The following is a 15,909-nucleotide window of genomic DNA, read 5'->3' as shown; positions in this document are numbered from 1 at the left end:
TCCCGAGCGGGGCGGCCCCTCCTGCGTCCGCCCCTCCCTCGCCGACCACCCCTTCACCGACCGCCCCTTTTTGCTGACCGAATGTGGGATTCGGTCAGTTGAACTGTCCGAGTCCCACATTCGGTCAGGCGGGGAGGGGAGAGGGGCGGTCGGGCGCCGGGCGGCCGAAGTGCCGGGCTCAGCCGGCGACGAGCTCGTGCAGATGCGCGGCCGTGCGGCCGGCCAGGGTGGGCCAGAGGGTGTGCCCCGCATCCGCGGGTAGCGGAACCATGTTGGGGACGCCGATCGTCACCACCCCGGACGCCTTCGCCGACGCCAGCCCCGGCAGGGAGTCCTCGATCGCGATGACCCGGTCATGGGTGACGGCGCCCCGCGTGCCGCGGAGCTTCTCGACGGCCAGCAGGTACGGCTCCGGGTGCGGCTTGCCGCGGGTGACCATGTCGCCGGTGACCAGGAACTCGAACGTGCCCGCGGGCAGCAGACGGTCGATCTCCGCGGCCAGGGGACGCTCGCTCATCGTCACCAGCGCGCAGGGGATGCCGGCGGCGCGGACGTCGGCGAGCAGTTCACGCGCCCCGGGACGCCACGGCACCTCGGCCCGCACCTGGGCGATCACCGACGCGAGCAGCGTGTCGATGATCTCGCGGATCCCGAGGTCGACCCCCGCCGCCCGGATCACGGCGGCCGAGTCGGGCAGCGCGTTCCCGACGAGGGCGGTCGCCTGCTCGTGGCTCCACGGAATCCCGTGCGCGGCCATCAACTCGGTCTCCGCCCGGAACCAGTACGGCTCGGTGTCGACGAGCGTTCCGTCCATGTCCCACAGCACCGCCTGCACGGCGGTGTCGAGCTCGATCACTTCTTCTCCTCATCTGATGAAAACAGTTGGTACACGGTGTCCTCCGGGTCGGCGACCGTCACGGTCACGCCCCGGGAGCGCAGTGCGTCGAGCAGGCCCGCGGGGGCGGCGGTGTCGGTGACGAGGTCGTCGATCGACGACCAGTCCGACACCAGGCGCAGCGACGTCCCGGCGAGCTTGCTCGCATCCATCAGGAGCACGCGGCGGCGCGCGGACCGGATCATCTCGGTCTTGACCGCGACGATCGACTCCTCCTGGTGGTAGGTGCCGTCCGGGTCGGCGGTCGTCGTGGAGAAGAACACCGTGTCGACCCGCACGCCGCGGATGGCCGACGCGGCGGCCACCCCGAGGAACGACTCGTGGCCGACGTCGTAGGTGCCGCCGATCGCGGTCAGCGCCGCCCGCCCGTCCGCCGCGATGCGCGACATCGCCGGCAGGTAGTTGGTGACGATGTGCAGGTCCTCGACGTCGAGCAGGTGGTCCAGCATCGACGCCGCGGTCGTCGAATCATCCAGCAGCACCGACTGGCCGGGCTCCACCAGGCGGGACGCGGCCGCGGCGATGGCCCGCTTCTGCGGCACCGCGATCAGCCGGCGCAGCGTCGCCGCGATCTCGTACGTGCTGGTGCGCTGGACACTCACGCCGCCCCGGAACTTGCGGACGACGCCGCGGCGCTGGAGCTCGTCGAGGTCGCGGTGCACCGTCATCAGCGACACCCCGAACCGGGCGGCCAGCGCCTGCGCCGACGCATCCTGCTGCGCGAGTAGACATTCGAGGATCGCGTCCAGGCGTTCCTGCCGGGTGTCGCTGATCGACCGCTGCGCCATCAATCGTCCTCACTTGTCGTCTGTGGTGGGCACCCGTTCATAACAACGCGACTGTGATGAATGGTCGGTGAACGCGCCGCGAAGCTTTCCCCGACGACCGTGGAACCGTGGGCGTCCACCGTCGCCTCCCGCTGTCGGTGTAGGCGTCAAACTGCCTGCACAGCACTGCTATTCGGCGTCATCATCGTTGCTTTCGCGGCGCGAAATCGGCGCCGTCGGTGCTTTTGACCGCGCCCGGGACGAGTGCCAACATCTGCGGTGGCCGAGCTCGTAGATAACACCCGAGTGATACCCAGGAAAGGTCTGTGGCCGTGTCCCTGACAATGCAGCGCCCCGCGGCGGCACCGACACCGATGCCGACGCCCGCGCGTGAGCCGGAGCGTGCGAGGGCGTCCGTGCGGCGCCGCGGCGGCAGCTCCCGGCGGCGCCGGCGCGAGTACCTGCTGTTCGCGCTGTTCGCCCTCCCCAACCTCGCCCTCATCGCGGTGTTCGCCTACTGGCCCGTGATCGGCAACGCCTACCTCAGCCTCACCCGCTGGGACATGATCGCGCCGAGTCCGACGTTCGTCGGATTCGACAACTACGCAACGCTGCTCACCGACCCGTCGTTCCTGCGCGTGCTGCGGATCACCGCGGTGTGGGTGGTCGCGGTGGTCGGGATCAGCCTCGCGGGCGGCCTCGCCCTCGCGCTACTCTTCGCCGCCCGGATCCCGGGGCGCCGGGTCGTCTCCGCGCTGGCGTTCTCGCCGCACATCCTGTCCGGCGCCGCGGTCGCGGCGATCTGGCTGTTCCTGTTCGACCCGAACTACGGCCTCTCCCGTGTCGTGTTCTCCGCGCTGGGGATGGATTCCCCGCACTGGACGACGTCGAGCCAGTGGGCGTTGCCCGCCCTGATCATCGTCGCCGTGTGGAAGGGCGTCGGCTTCGTCGCCATCGTCTACCTCGCGGCGCTGCAGTCGCTGCCCGGCGACGTTCTCGAGGCCGCCCGCCTCGACGGGGCGGGGAAGTGGAAGACGTTCCGTCACATCATCTTCCCGCTGTTGTCACCGACCACCTTCTTCCTCGCGGTCACCCAGGTCATCGGCGCCTTCCAGTCGTTCGACCTGATCGCGATGATGACCAGCGGCGGACCCGGCGAGGCCACGACGACGCTCAGCTGGTTCATCTACTCGCAGGGCTTCATGCAGTTCAAGGCCGGCACCGCCGCGGCAGGCGCGATGATCATGTTCGTGCTGCTGCTGGTGGTCACCGCGGTCCAGATGCGGTACGTGGAGAAGAAGGTGCACTACTGATGGCCACCACGACCACCGCCGAGCGGCGTAGCGTCGCCACCAGGCGGCGACTCCGCGGCCTTCCCGGGCTGCTGGTGTTGATCGTCGTCGGCCTGCTGTTCCTGATCCCGTTCTACTGGATGTTCAGCTCGGCGTTCAAACCGGAGGACGAGATCTACCGGTGGCCGCTGCAGTGGATCCCGTCCGAACTGGTTCTCGACCACTTCCGGCGAGCGTGGGACGCGGTGCCGTTCGGGCAGATCTTCGTGAACTCGGTGATCGTGACCGCATGCGGCGCCACCCTCAAGGTGCTCCTCGCCGTGTTCAGCGCGTACGCCTTTGCGTTCCTGAGCTTCCCGTTCAAGCGGGTGATCTTCCTGGCGGTGCTCGGCGCGCTCATGGTGCCCGGGCACGTCACCCTGCTGATGAACTACATCACCATCGGCAACCTCGGGTTGATCAACACCTACGCCGGCATCTTCCTGCCCGGGCTCGCAAGCGCCTTCGGCACCTTCCTGCTCCGGCAGCACTTCCTCGCCCTGCCGAAGGAGGTGCTCGAGGCCGCCGAACTCGACGGCTGCGGGCACCTGCGCCGGCTCACCCGGTTCGTGCTGCCGATGTCCAAGCCCGCCGTCGTCACCGTCGCCCTCATCGCGGTCATCGACGAGTGGAACGACTTCATCTGGCCGCTGCTCGTCACCAACTCGCTCCAGATGCGCACGCTCCCCATCGGTTTGATGTTCCTCAAGGAATCCGAGGGCGTCGACCAGTGGGGCCCGATCATGGCAGGCACCGTCCTCGTGGTGCTGCCGATGCTCCTGCTGTTCCTGTTCGCGCAGCGGTACATCATTGCCGGCCTGGCCGGTGCCGCCGTCAAGAACTGACACCACCCCCTCAACCCCCACCCTCACGATCCCGAGGAGTTCCCTCATGTCCGTGTTCTCGCGTCCCGGCGCGGTGTCGCTGAGCCGCCGCCGCTTCCTCACCCTGGCCGGGATGACCGCCGCCGCGGTCCCCGTCCTCGCCGCGTGCGGCTCACCCGGCGGGTCCGGCTCCGGCGGCGGCTTCGCGCAGCCCGACGTCGCACCCCCGGCCCAGTTCGCGGGCCGCACCAACGTCGTGGTGTGGAGCCCGTGGTCCGGCACGAACCACGACGCGTTCACCGGCCTGGTCACCCGCTTCAACGAGTCGCAGTCCGACATCTACGCCGAGGTCCAGCAGTTCAAGGGCTACGACGGGGTGACGGAGAAGCTGTCGGCGGGCCTGCAGGCGAAGCAGATTCCCGAGATCGCCGTGTTCTCCGACGTGTCGTGGAACAAGTTCTTCCTCTCCAGCATGATCGAACCGCTCGACGGCTACTTCACGAGCAACTGGAACGGTGGCACCTACCACCAGCGCCTGTTCGACGAGGGCGTGGTGCGCGGCGCGTCGTACTGGGTCCCGTTCGGGCGGTCGACGCCGCTGTTCTACTACAACAAGCAGATCTTCTCCGACGCAGGCCTGCCGGACCGGGCGCCGCAGACGTGGGACGAGTTCCGCGAGTGGGGGCACAAGGTGAACGGCCGCAGCTACCGTGGCAACAAGGTCGCCATGCGTGCCTACACCGGCGCCGACGACTGGTACCTGCAGGGCCTGTTGTGGAACTACGGCGCCGCCATGTCGAACGGCCTGGATGTGACCATCGATTCGCCCGCCGCGGTCGCTGCCGCGGAATTCGACCGCGCGCTGATCAACAACGACAAGATGGGCTACCTGGCCCAGGACTACGCCACCGACTTCACCAACGGCCTCGCCGCGACGATCACCAACTCCACCGGCGCGCTGACCGGCCTGATGAAGGCCGACTTCGAGGTCGGTGCCGGCTTCATGCCCACCGCGCAGGCGCCCGGTGTCCCGACGGGTGGCGCCGGTCTGTCGATTCTTAAGAACGCGGATCCCGAGCGAAAGGCGGCCGCCGCCAAGCTGATCGAGTTCCTGGCGCAGGACCAGCAGGCGGCGGACTGGGCCGTCGGCACCGGATACCTGCCGGCGACGCCGGGCGCGACCGCGTCGGCGGTGGTGACCAAGAAGATCGCGGAGAGCCCCAACTACGGGCTCGCGGTGAAGCAGCTCGACATCGCTCGGCAGCCCGACCCGGTCCGCCGGTACGTGTCCTCGACCATCATCGAGGCCCGCAACGCCATGCAGAAGATGTACACCGAGAACGCCGACCCGGCGACGGCGCTGTCCGCCGCCGCGAAGGTGATCCGCAAGGACACCGAAGACATCCGTGCCCAGTACCAGGAGTTGGTGGCGTGATGACCTCGTATGCAGTGGTGGGTCATCGCGGCGCGATGGCCGAATCCCCCGAGAACACGATCGCCTCGTTCCGACTCGCCGAGGAGATCGGTGTCCACGAGCTCGAATTCGACGTGCGGCTCTCCGCCGACGGCGTGGCGATCATCGTGCACGACGCCACCATGGACCGCCGGGCCGCCGACGAGTCCGGTCGCGGCCTCGGCCCGGTCGCGGACCTGACCTTCGAGCAGATCCGCGCCGTGGATGTCGGTGCGGGGGAGCGGGTTCCGACGTTCGAGGAGGTGCTCGACGCGACCACCGTGACCCTGCAGGTGGAGATCAAGGCCACCTCGGCGGTCGACGAGGTGGCGCGGATCGTCGCGGCACGTCCCGACGACGCCCGCCGCATCCAGTTCACCAGCTTCCTTCCGGAGGCGCTGCTGCGGCTGCGTGAGCTCGCCCCGGACGTGCCGCGCGGGCTCATCACGATGGGTTACCCGGCCGCCGAGCGGCACCCGGACGGGATCGAGGCGGTGCTCGAGGCGATCGGGGCGTCGACGTTCTACAGCGGCTGGGACGGGTTGACCGTCGACGTCGTGCGGCGGCTGCAGGACGCCGGCTACGCGGTGGGCGCGTGGCCGGTCCGCAGCATCGGCGACGTGCGGCAAGGCCTGGAGTGGGGTCTGGTCAGCGGGACCGTCGACGACCCGCGCGCGGGGGTCGCGTGGCTGGCGGAGGCGCGACAGCTCGTGCGGCAGGGCTAGACAGCTCGCATCCCACGTCAGGTTCCTGAGTTGAGACGCCGCCGGCGCCGTCACCCATGGGTGTCGGCGCCGGTTCGGCGTTGCGATGGGGGACGATCCGCTCGTCCGGCAGAAGCCGGGAGTCGGCTTCGGAGGTGGCTAGGCCTGCGGTGCTCCGACGGGGATGGTGTCACCGAAGTCTCCGGCGTCACCGGCGTCGCCGCATCCGCAGTCGCCGCAGCCGCAGCCCCCGGCTCCGCATTCGCCGGCGTAGCTGTCGTCGTCGGCGTCGCAGTCGAGGGTGCCGCCGAAGCGGTCGGCGAAGTCGTCGTCGAGTTCGTGGGTGAGGTCGTGGAGTTCGTCGACCAGGTTCAGCAGGTGCTGCGGCGCGAACGGGTCCGCGTCGACGATGGTGGACGCCAGCAGGTGCCCGTCGTCGAGGACGAACCGCAGCCGCGGCCACTCGTGTGCCAGTTCGACGAGCTGCTCGGCGGCCTTGGCGCGGTCGGTGAGCCCGTCGAGGAGCGAGGACCACACGTGCAGCTGCGGGCCGTCGTCGGCGACCGTGACGAACACGCCGAAGCCGTGGACGGGGATGACGATGTCGCCGTCCTCGTCGGTCTCCGGGGCTTCACCGAGCAGTTCGGTCAGCGCCCGCACGCACAGCGCGTGCAGCTGGTCGCGGTCCTCGGTGGCGACGGCGTAGGTGCCGTCGAGCTGCAGCGGCTGGTCGTCGGTGTGGTCGTGCTCGGTCATTGCGTCCTCTTTCCGGCGCCGGCCGGGTGTGGGGCGAGGCGCTGTCTGGTGCGGGTGTGCGCGTACACCGTAGCGCGGCACGGGCGGGCGGGGTGGCCGGGTTGGTGTGCGGCTTTCCGGACCTCGAGGTCTGTGGTGGGAACCGGTTCAGTCGAACAGGTCGGGCTGGTCGGGTCCGTGGTCGAAGAGTTCCGTTTGCCGTGGTCGGCGGGGTGCGCCGAGGGTAACGAAGCGGAGGGCGGCGCGGAGCGAGTCGACGGTCTGCTGCCACCCGGCGGCCTCGTCCTCACACATCTCGCGTTCGTCGTCATCGGCGTCGTCGGATTCGTAGGCGCGGACGGTGTTGCCCCGCCACTCGACGACCTGTTCCTCGCTGATCCGGATGTACTCGAGGATGGTGTCGCGGTCACGGTCGCACACCTCGGCGACCTGCTCGGCGTCCAGCGCGCCGACTCCATCGGGGTCGAGATGGATCAACGTCAGCAGTCCGGCGGGCAGGTCGGGTTCGCATTCGTGGTCGGAGAACGCGGCCTCGGGTTCCGTGGCGCGGGACTCGTCGCAGAATCGGCCGCCGAGTCGGTGGGCGAACTGGTCGTCGAGGCCGCGGAGGAAGGTGGTCATCCGGTCGAGGTGGTCGCCGAACTGTTCGTGGGAGAACGGCAGCCCCGGCACGTCGATGACGGCGTTCACCTGATCGGCGGTCAGCGTCAGCCGGATGAACGCCAACTGCGAGTTGAGGTCGGCGAGCACCTCGGCGGCGCGGGTGCGTCCGGTGACGTCGCGCAGCAGCGGCACCAGGATCCGGACCTGTGGATCCTTGGCGTGGGGGAGCACGTACCCCGCGAATCCGTCGAGAATGACGGGGAAGTCGTTGTCCTCGTCGGTGACGGGCGGGGAGCCGAACTTCCACGCCAGCGCCCGGGCGACCGCCTCGTGCAGTTCGGTGGGGTTGGTCGGATGGTCGAGTTCGGGCAGCACCATCGGCGCCGGCTCCTCGGGAGCATCGGCCATCGCCGGCGTCAACGCCAACGGGCCCGCCGACGTGCGGGCGTGCACGAAGCTGGGGTGTGGAATGCCGGCCACGTCGCGCAGCATCGCCACCGCCTTCACCGCGGCGAGGTCCACGAGCCGCTGCGGGATGCCGAGGTGGACCGTGTCGGGCTCGTCCGAGCCGACGGGCCGCCAATCGCCGGTGCGTGCCAGGTCGAGGAGGTCCCGGTTGTCGGCTAGGCCGTCGACCCGGGCGAAGCACACCAGGTGATCCTGGGCGAGCCAGTAGTCGAGCGTCACGGACAGCTTCGAGTAGTCCGCCGACGCCGCACCGACGATGAAGATGTCGTCGGCGCTCATCGTCGCGAGGTGGTCGGCCAGGGCCGAGCGAAACACCCGCCACGACGCGTCGACGGCCTCGTCGAACACTTCCACCTCGGACACCAGAACCCCCTGTCGTGCTGCGACTTCCCCGGACGATCGATGCACTCGGTGGAGTGCCTCGCGTCCTTTGCAGTGACGCTATCGCGAGGCACCGACATCCTGGACCGCGCCGCGGGATGTAGGACCGGTCGGCGGCAATTCCTATACGCGGAGCTCGAGCCGTGGGCGGGGAATGTCGACGACTGACGCACGTGGGGCGGATTCGAGTGGTCGTCACAACATAGTCGTTTTTGGTGCCAGACCCTCGGCGAAAACCTGTGGCGGTGTGTGCCAGTCGAGGATCTTGCGGGGGCGGTTATTCAAACGGTGCTCAACATCGCGAAGTACCTCGGGGCCGTGGACGGACAGGTCAGTGCCTTCGGGGAAGTACTGACGAAGCAGACCATTCATGTTCTCGTTCGTGCCGCGCGGCCAGGGTGACGCCGGGTGGGCGAAATAGACGCCCTCGGCGAACAGGTGACCGACAAGATCGTGGCGCGCCATCTCCGAACCCTGATCCCAGGTGATCGTCCAACGCACATTTTTCGGGTATCAGCTCGAAGAGCGCACCCGAGGCGAACGGTGTTCGTGGATCGGTCGACTCGGGAGGGAACGACTGTTCGCACAGTCCCCACATGTGCGGAACCATTCGATGTTGGCTGCGTCGACGAGCTGATGCGTTCCGTCCTCGCCAAGAAGTGGACCTGTTCGACGAGTTCGCGCGGCGGAGTTATGCCAAGGAGTCGGATTCCGCCGCGACCGATGCGGCGTGGGACGCTGGCGTCGCGCCGACGGAGCAGGACTTCGTGCGAGCCGAGCAGGTGCGGTTGGGGCTACGGTCCGACGCCTGACAGACGGCCACGGTCGACACGGCGCGGTGGCAGTTGCCGCGCAGTTCGTGTCGGGACACGTAATATTCGCCCTATCCGTCGCGGAGGGGACTGCCGTGGCCATTGACAAGAAGGACCGTATGCACGGCGTGGGACTTGTCGCCATCGCCGACTCATCGAACTACCATAGGCCGTCGTCGATGCAGGTGACGTGGGGTAGGCGGACTCGCAACCTGGTTCGGGTGCCCGACCCTGGGCAGGTCAGGCAGAGTCCGGTCAAAGCGATCGCGCAACCGCCCGGGCTGCAGGCAGGTCCGACAGCGTGGATCGTCCGCGACGGGCTGGCATTCGATCCAGGTCAGGTCCTCGCTGATGGCGGCGCCGGTTACAAGTGACCTTGAGTTCGACGGTATGGCGGATTGTGTCGGCGACCAGGCCCGTAGTGTTGGTCATGCCTCCTGTGGTTGTGCGATGGGTGGTGTCGGAACCTTCATCCTCATACGGCCGGACTCGCCTACTTCGGAGGCCTTACCTCATCACCCAAAGAACCGGCGTCATACACTCCCGATCGGGAAGAGCCGGACTACATGACCGCCGACAGTGGATACCCGCCGCAGAACCCACCTGGTGCCGTTGCATCGCGCGACAGTGTCACGGACGAGCAAGTCACGAGACGTAGGTGACGCCCTCGAGTGTCCGAAGCAACTGCTCCGCCGCGCCGTCGTCGAACCACGTCAGGTGAACACTTCCTCGCGCACTCGCGACTGCACGATAGAGCGGGACACGCTGCGCCGGCGCAGTCACGTCATCGACCACCGCATCGAGCTCAGCTACCACGATCTTGTCGAATTCCACTCCGCGGACCAGATTCTCGCGAATCAAGGTCACCCCGGCCCCGGAGGCGCGTTGCTTCAGCGGCCCTGTCCGTTTCGGCCAGATCGGTGTGAAGGCCTTCTCCTCGACCGCCCGACGGAGATACTCACTCAACAACTGGAACCGGCCCTCGGTGCGACACGTCACCGCGATCCGCTGCCCCCGAGACACCCGTGCCAACGCTGCCACGAGCCGCACAAGCTCCCGCTCGTCGATAACCCCCTGTGCGGTCACCGCGCCCCGCTCACTCACACCCTGCACCGCATCCGGGAGAATTCGGTCGGGGACGAGTGAGGACGCGAGCTGCGCCTTCGGCCCGTTCCACCGATGGCCCACGGTCAGCGTCGCCCGCGACTGCGGCTGGTACGCCTTCTCCACCGCTGTCACCGTCGCCTGCCCGGCATCGACGACCACGCTCGGGTCATGCAGAATCGTGGACCTCTTCGCGAACATCGCTGCGACCTGGTGGAACTCGGGTGGCATGTCGTGTGCATCATCGACGATCAACGCCCAGGCGCCCGGGGTCGCCGCCGAGCTCGGGCGTCGCTTCGCCACCGCCACGAGCGCCTGCATCCAGAACTCGGGCCCCTCGGCGCCGCTGCCACGCAGCCCCGGCACCATCAGGTCCAATAACTCCCACTGCGTCATGATGCGAGCGGTGTCCTTCTTGGTGGAGAACCGGCGGACCATACACACCTTGCGGAGCTGATCCGGCACCACGACCAGGGGAGTGTCCCCGGCGGCCCGGTGCAGCAGCGCACGATAGACCGCCATCGCGGTCTTTCCCGTCCCGGGGCCCCCGGTCACGAGCTGCGCCCCGGTCATCGGCAACGCCAGCACAGCGTCCTGCTCGGCGACAAGCTCGGCGTACGTCGGCCTCATCGCGGCCCCACCAAACCCGCGGCCGCAGCCTCGGACGCGTCGAACAGCCCATCGAAGTAGCCGACAGTCCGGTTCGCGTCCACCACCAGCAACCGATCGAGGAGATGATTGCCGCACTCGCAGCTCGTCTCCGACACATAGCTGCACGCGTGGCACGCCGCATGCCCGAGCCCGTCGAACCCCGCCCCGAACTGCTCCGAACACAACGGATCCGACGAACACCAGGCAGCCTCCTGCAGGGTTTCGAGCAGCACCCGCAGCAGGTTGGGGGCCTCACCCTGCCGGACGAGGCCACCGAGCGTGCCCTCCGAGTCACCCGCCGCCGTGTAGATCAACACCCCACTCATCTCCGCGGAACCGTCAGGGCCGGACCTCGAGTACAACCGTTCCCGCAGCGACGAGACCCCATAACCGGATTCGAAGGCGAGCCGTCGAATCAGCAGATGCGCGAGCGTGTGCAGCAGCAGAAAACGAGGCGACAACACCGGACCGGTCGTCCGCTCGAGGTACCCACGAAGATGAGAATCGTCGAGATTGTCGGCGAGGCGCCGGACCCTCCGCTGAACCTCCCGCTGACCCTCCCAGACGGCAAGACGGTCAGTGTTCAACGACAGGAAGATGCCCTCACCGAACACCTCACTCGCCGGCAACCTGCTCGACGCCGCCCCTCCCTCGACGCCGCGCCGCCCGTCTGCGCGGACGAACCCGTCAAGGCGGCCCGGGGCGAGCCGATGAAACCCCTCGAGGACCCGAACCTCACGCAACCTGTCCACGAGGACCACCGACCCGAAATGGTCCTCGGCGAGCTCGCCGATGGCATCTCTGCCGCCACCGGTCCCGAGCCCGACCCGACGGGAAACGAAATCCTCCGTCACCAACCCGTCCGGGGCGCAGAACGCAGCCCACTCCCCGGAAATCAGCCCATGCGCGTCAGTCGTCGTCGCCGGGGTGCTCGCCTCCCCGGAGAGCACCCCGAGGACAAACTCCCGCGGCTGCTCGACGTCTACGACGAGCCGATCGACCATGCCGACCACGACGTCCTCGTCGAGGGCGTGGCCGGCCTCGAGAAGGTTCGCGATTACTCCGTAGTACAGGGATCGTCGGATCGCCTCGGCCGCCTCCGACTCGCCGATGTCCGAGTTATCGGACGGAACTTCGATCGACGTCCACAGGGTCGGGTAGTACAGGTTGCTCGCCCCACGCTGCAACGCCCGCGGCGTCTCACCGCATGGCTCGCTGTCGCCACGCTGCCATGGATTGCCGCCGCGGCAAGAAAATCCCATGCTACCAAGCGAATTCGACGCAGTTATGCCAGCGAGGGTGTTGGATGCCCCGCACGCCCCGCATCGAACCGCCACCCCCTCGAGGCCCGCCGACAGTGAATCGGCCACCGCATCGAAATACAGTTCCGTTCGCCGTTCACACCGCCGGTGCGCCTCGGTTCCCCGGAAATGCGCATACCACTGCCAGTCGACGTCGTCGAGATGCCCCGCCGAGCACGCCTGGACGATCCGCATCGGCACCAGCTGCGGGTGCGATGGACACCGCGAACACCGCGGCACTTTCCCCCGCTCTTCCATGCCCTTGTGCCACTGCACCATTCGCCGACACGACTTGCAGAACAACCAGGCCGGGAATCGGATGAACGGTACATCACCAGAGCCGGTCGAGTACACTCTCTCCGATTCATCCGTCCTCGGCGTCACCAACTTCGGACCACCGAGCAGCGCACGCAACCGCTCCGAAGCCACCTCGTCGAGCGCCTTCAACCAGTGCGAGGTGTCCGCGGCAACGAACGACTCACCGTTGATGTCGAGAATCGCGCCCACACCATACGGCGACACGGTCTGCGCCAGACGTAGATTGCGCTTCACTTGCGGCTCCTCTTCGGCGTCCCCAGCACGTACACCTCACCCTGCCGGTCAACATTGCGCATCGACCGCATCGTCGGCACCCCGTGACTGCCCTTCCAGAAATCCCTCAACAGCCGCGCATCGTCATCGACCATTGACGTGAAATGCAACCGACGACCCGACACCTCCGCCGTCGCAGCCGCCGAACACCACTCCTCGAGGAAACGCTCGAGCTCCGTACGCACACTTGCGGACTCCCTCCGATCGACACGATCGGCAACCTCCACGAGCTGATCGATCATCGCCCGGGCATCCCCCTCGACTTCCCGAATCCGACTGGCATCGACACCGTCCCGCAGCCCGACCTTGTGCCGCATGACGATGACAAACGCCGCGTGCAACGCCCGCGCCCGCGACGGCGCCGAATACGGCGTCACACTGGACGGCTCGACGAACCGGTACAGCGAACTGTGATACGCCCGAAACCCCTCGTAATGGGACCGATCCCGCGGCCGCGTCGGCCGGAACAACCCGACCACAAGACCAGGATCACGGCGCCCCACACGGCTCGTCGCCTGAATGTACTCGGCCGTCCCCTTCGGCTGCCCATTGACCAACATCAACCCCAGCCGCGGCACATCCACACCCACCGAAATCATGTTCGTCGACGCAAGCACATCCACACAGCCCGGTTCACCGAACGTCTTCGATAGCCGCTCGAGCAACGCCGGCTGCTCACTGCGCCGGATGTTCGACGTCAGCTCCTCCACCTCGACCCGGCGTGCCCCCGTATCGAACATCGTCGCGAGCCGCGCCGGAATGTCATCACCCGCCATCGTCACCGTGCGACCAAGCTCCCGCAGCGACCCGTGATACACCACCTGAGTCCAGAACAGGTCACGTTCGGGCCCCTCGAGACCGAGCGCGATCGGAGCCTGCAGCAACGCCGTCGACGTATGCACCGTCGCCGAATCGGATGTGTGCCCCTGCGCCATGATCCCGACATACGTCCGGCCCGCCGCAGACGGGTCGGTGCGGGCGAAGAAACTGTCGCTCTCGTCGAGACCCGGCGGCGGGAACACCGCAGTTCGCCGACCGTACAAGCCGAGCACCTGCTCACTCGCCCGCCGCACCGTCGCCGTACTCGCAATCACCTTCGACGGCCGCCCACCCGTCTCACACAACATGCCGATCGCATGCTCGTACACACCCACCGTCGTACCGAGCGGCCCGGTCAGCAGATGCAACTCGTCCTGAATGATCAGGCTCGGCGGCAAGAACTCCCCACCACTACCGAAGAAACACCCACCGCGACCCTCCCAGGCGAGATCAGCGAACTTGTCCACAGTGCCGAGGACGAATGACGGCACCTTCTGATACAGATCCTGATCCACCACGTGAACGGGCAGCACATCGTGGAACTCGCAATCGACCCGCGGGCAGTTGAAAGTGAACTTGTTGTCGTCCGCGACAATGCCGTAGTCCGCGTCGCGCCGACTACGCGTACGCGGCACGATCTCCGTTCCACACCACGGGCACCGCTCGAGAAGGAACACATCCTCCGTCTCCTGCGCGTGCCGCAGGTCCGTGAACAATTCAGCCGCCTTGCTGAGCTTGTTCGGAGTGGTCGCATCACCCACCCACAACCCGATGGAGAACGGACGCTCCCCAAGCTCACGATCACCCTGCCGTCGGAGCCATTCGCACGCCATCACCATCCCGGCCGCACGCTGGAACTGCTGCGTCGTCAACAGACTCAGGGTGTACCGGCTCAGCACAGCCGTGCCCGCACCCGCGGCACCTTCGATCAAGCGGCGCCGGATCATCTCGAACGCCGCGAGCAACAAATACGCCTCGGTCTTACCGCCACCGGTGGGAAACCACAGCAAATCCACCGTCTCGCGATCCTCGTCCTGATCGTCGACGAGACTCCCGACGACAGTCAGGAAAAAGCCCATCTGGAACGGACGCCAGCTCCGCGCCCGGCGATCAGGCGCGGCGAGGTCGGCAGGCTCGGACAGTGAACGCCGCACCCCCGCCAGCGCCGGGCCACCATGAACGGCCTGCAACAACATGGCACGGTTCGCGAGCACGAACGCCTCGAACGGCCGATCGTCCGGGCCGCTCGTCAGCACATCCACCCCACGACGCATCCGGCCGAGCGTCGACGAAACACGGCCGAGGATGCGGCCCGCGGCCGCTGCATCACGGCCCCCGAGGTCCGCCGCAGCCACCGCGAGATTCTTCGACCACCGCTCGTACGAATCGACAAGACCAAGGAGGGCGGCGCGCACCGCATCGCGATCATCGTCTGCGTACGCGAGGTAACGCTGATCCACAGCTCTCACATCGACATCACCGGCCGGTGCCACCGACGGAACCGTGTACTGCGGCAGCACATCCGCCCACACATGGTCCACACCGTCGCCGCCGTCCCCCCACATCGCGGCACAACCGTGGCCCACCGCAAACGTCCGATGCGCACGAAACCTCAACGCAAGCTCGTCCGCCTCCTCGTCGGCGACGACAGCACTCGCCGACGGATACTCCAGAAACTCTCCATCATCGCACCGAATGGACAGCCCACACTGAAACAACTGCTTGTCCCACAACCCCTCCGGCTTGCCTCCACTCGCGGTCCGATGGCCATTGCGCAGGGTAATCGTGACCAGCGCTCCCGCCGGCACCGGCCGCCACTGCACATCAACAATCCCGGCGCCGCCGAGAACCGGAAGAGACCCCACTCCCGACACCGAGACAACCTCATGCTCGGCTGGCTGATGAACCCATCGCCGCTTCTTCCCGCCGGCATCCCGAGCCGCACCATCGTTGCCGACACCCGCACGCGACGACTCCACCGCGACATCATCGGGACTCGTCGAACCAGGACCGGTGTGCTGCCCCGCCGAACCCACCACGGTCAGATACCGCGACGCCGTCACACCAACAGAGAGGGAGGACGCGGTGGTGAACGCCGTCAACCCCAGCGACGACGGCAGGTAGCTTGCGGCCGGGGTGCGCTCCGGCTCCAAGTCCTCAACGGCCGTGGCGGGATTCAGCGTGCGATTGAAGTCGCCGGTGCCATCTTCCTCAACATCGTCAACCAGCCCCGTCGTCCGAACAGATGAATCTCGACCGCCCGACTCGGGAAACAGCGTGCCCATCAGATACCGGCGGTTCGGCGGCTCCCAGATGACCTCGCCTGCGCCGCCCGCCGGGCCGACAAGCTCCCGACGAAGGTAGCTGACCAGCTCGTTTCGGACCGACGCAAAGTCCGGTTCGGTCTCGCGCTCACTCATTTCCGCCACACCTCTCTGCATCAGTACCC

At 67.5% G+C, this 15,909-nt stretch carries 12 protein-coding genes and 1 pseudogene; 5 read left to right on the top strand and 8 right to left on the bottom strand.

Annotated elements, in window-relative coordinates:
* Nucleotides 1-178 precede the first annotated feature (178 nt).
* Both ACWDU4_RS12540 and ACWDU4_RS12535 read right to left on the bottom strand, forming a co-directional pair.
* Nucleotides 179-856 (bottom strand): HAD family hydrolase, encoded by a 678-nt coding sequence (locus ACWDU4_RS12540; RefSeq protein WP_450114230.1) that lies wholly within the window; start codon nucleotides 854-856, stop codon nucleotides 179-181.
* Nucleotides 853-1,683 carry a DeoR/GlpR family DNA-binding transcription regulator gene (locus ACWDU4_RS12535; RefSeq protein WP_450114229.1) on the bottom strand — a complete coding sequence of 277 codons (831 nt, stop codon included), beginning with the start codon at nucleotides 1,681-1,683 and terminating at the stop codon, nucleotides 853-855. The genes ACWDU4_RS12540 and ACWDU4_RS12535 overlap by 4 nt, the downstream gene beginning before the upstream one ends.
* A gap of 311 nt (nucleotides 1,684-1,994) precedes the next feature.
* Here ACWDU4_RS12535 and ACWDU4_RS12530 point away from each other — a divergent pair, with 311 nt between their 5' ends.
* From ACWDU4_RS12530 to ACWDU4_RS12515, 4 genes are read left to right on the top strand one after another with little or no spacing between them, the layout of a single operon-like run.
* A complete protein-coding gene (locus ACWDU4_RS12530; RefSeq protein ID WP_450114228.1) occupies nucleotides 1,995-2,975 on the top strand; it encodes a carbohydrate ABC transporter permease in 981 nt (326 codons plus the stop codon).
* Nucleotides 2,975-3,838 (top strand): carbohydrate ABC transporter permease, encoded by an 864-nt coding sequence (locus tag ACWDU4_RS12525; protein WP_450114227.1) that lies wholly within the window; start codon nucleotides 2,975-2,977, stop codon nucleotides 3,836-3,838. Before ACWDU4_RS12530 ends, ACWDU4_RS12525 begins: the two co-directional genes overlap by 1 nt.
* A 46-nt stretch (nucleotides 3,839-3,884) precedes the next feature.
* Entirely contained in the window at nucleotides 3,885-5,252 is a 1,368-nt protein-coding gene (locus tag ACWDU4_RS12520) for an ABC transporter substrate-binding protein (RefSeq protein WP_450114226.1), read from the top strand.
* Complete coding sequence (locus ACWDU4_RS12515) at nucleotides 5,252-5,995, top strand: glycerophosphodiester phosphodiesterase (protein WP_450114225.1); 744 nt, start codon at nucleotides 5,252-5,254, stop codon at nucleotides 5,993-5,995. Before ACWDU4_RS12520 ends, ACWDU4_RS12515 begins: the two co-directional genes overlap by 1 nt.
* 138 nt (nucleotides 5,996-6,133) lie before the next feature.
* On the opposite strand, the gene ACWDU4_RS12510 is transcribed toward ACWDU4_RS12515, so the two are convergent.
* From ACWDU4_RS12510 to ACWDU4_RS12500, 3 genes and pseudogenes are all read right to left on the bottom strand, one after another.
* Nucleotides 6,134-6,730 carry a T3SS (YopN, CesT) and YbjN peptide-binding chaperone 1 gene (locus ACWDU4_RS12510; RefSeq protein WP_450114224.1) on the bottom strand — a complete coding sequence of 199 codons (597 nt, stop codon included), beginning with the start codon at nucleotides 6,728-6,730 and terminating at the stop codon, nucleotides 6,134-6,136.
* 147 nt (nucleotides 6,731-6,877) lie between these two features.
* Nucleotides 6,878-8,164 (bottom strand): T3SS (YopN, CesT) and YbjN peptide-binding chaperone 1, encoded by a 1,287-nt coding sequence (locus tag ACWDU4_RS12505; RefSeq protein ID WP_450114223.1) that lies wholly within the window; start codon nucleotides 8,162-8,164, stop codon nucleotides 6,878-6,880.
* Between the two features lie 213 nt (nucleotides 8,165-8,377).
* A pseudogene (locus ACWDU4_RS12500) lies at nucleotides 8,378-8,692 on the bottom strand (IS30 family transposase); the annotation flags it as partial.
* Between the two features lie 149 nt (nucleotides 8,693-8,841).
* Between ACWDU4_RS12500 and ACWDU4_RS12495 the strand changes: the two are divergent.
* On the top strand, nucleotides 8,842-8,994 hold the full coding sequence (locus ACWDU4_RS12495) for a hypothetical protein (RefSeq protein ID WP_450114222.1): 153 nt from the start codon (nucleotides 8,842-8,844) through the stop codon (nucleotides 8,992-8,994).
* Nucleotides 8,995-9,639: 645 nt separating this feature from the next.
* Here ACWDU4_RS12495 and ACWDU4_RS12490 read toward each other — a convergent pair.
* The 3 genes from ACWDU4_RS12490 to ACWDU4_RS12480 are packed head-to-tail and all read right to left on the bottom strand — an operon-like array spanning nucleotide 9,640 to nucleotide 15,880.
* Nucleotides 9,640-10,728 carry a hypothetical protein gene (locus tag ACWDU4_RS12490; RefSeq protein WP_450114221.1) on the bottom strand — a complete coding sequence of 363 codons (1,089 nt, stop codon included), beginning with the start codon at nucleotides 10,726-10,728 and terminating at the stop codon, nucleotides 9,640-9,642.
* Nucleotides 10,725-12,602: a DrmB family protein gene (drmB, locus tag ACWDU4_RS12485; protein WP_450114220.1), complete on the bottom strand. Its 1,878-nt coding sequence runs from the start codon at nucleotides 12,600-12,602 to the stop codon at nucleotides 10,725-10,727. Before drmB ends, ACWDU4_RS12490 begins: the two co-directional genes overlap by 4 nt.
* Entirely contained in the window at nucleotides 12,599-15,880 is a 3,282-nt protein-coding gene (locus ACWDU4_RS12480) for a helicase-related protein (protein WP_450114219.1), read from the bottom strand. The genes drmB and ACWDU4_RS12480 overlap by 4 nt, the downstream gene beginning before the upstream one ends.
* Nucleotides 15,881-15,909 lie beyond the last annotated feature (29 nt).

The organism is Rhodococcus sp. NPDC003348, assembly GCF_053589375.1.
Note: the sequence above shows the minus strand (reverse complement) of the source record. Positions and strands in the feature narration are given on the sequence as shown.

Coding starts and splice junctions, on each gene's coding strand:
- ACWDU4_RS12515 (WP_450114225.1), top strand. CDS start 5,252: ATGACCTCGTATGCAGTGGTGGGTCATCGCGGCGCGATGGCCGAATCC.
- ACWDU4_RS12525 (WP_450114227.1), top strand. CDS start 2,975: ATGGCCACCACGACCACCGCCGAGCGGCGTAGCGTCGCCACCAGGCGG.
- ACWDU4_RS12490 (WP_450114221.1), bottom strand. CDS start 10,728: ATGAGGCCGACGTACGCCGAGCTTGTCGCCGAGCAGGACGCTGTGCTG.
- ACWDU4_RS12510 (WP_450114224.1), bottom strand. CDS start 6,730: ATGACCGAGCACGACCACACCGACGACCAGCCGCTGCAGCTCGACGGC.
- ACWDU4_RS12480 (WP_450114219.1), bottom strand. CDS start 15,880: ATGAGTGAGCGCGAGACCGAACCGGACTTTGCGTCGGTCCGAAACGAG.
- ACWDU4_RS12535 (WP_450114229.1), bottom strand. CDS start 1,683: ATGGCGCAGCGGTCGATCAGCGACACCCGGCAGGAACGCCTGGACGCG.
- ACWDU4_RS12520 (WP_450114226.1), top strand. CDS start 3,885: ATGTCCGTGTTCTCGCGTCCCGGCGCGGTGTCGCTGAGCCGCCGCCGC.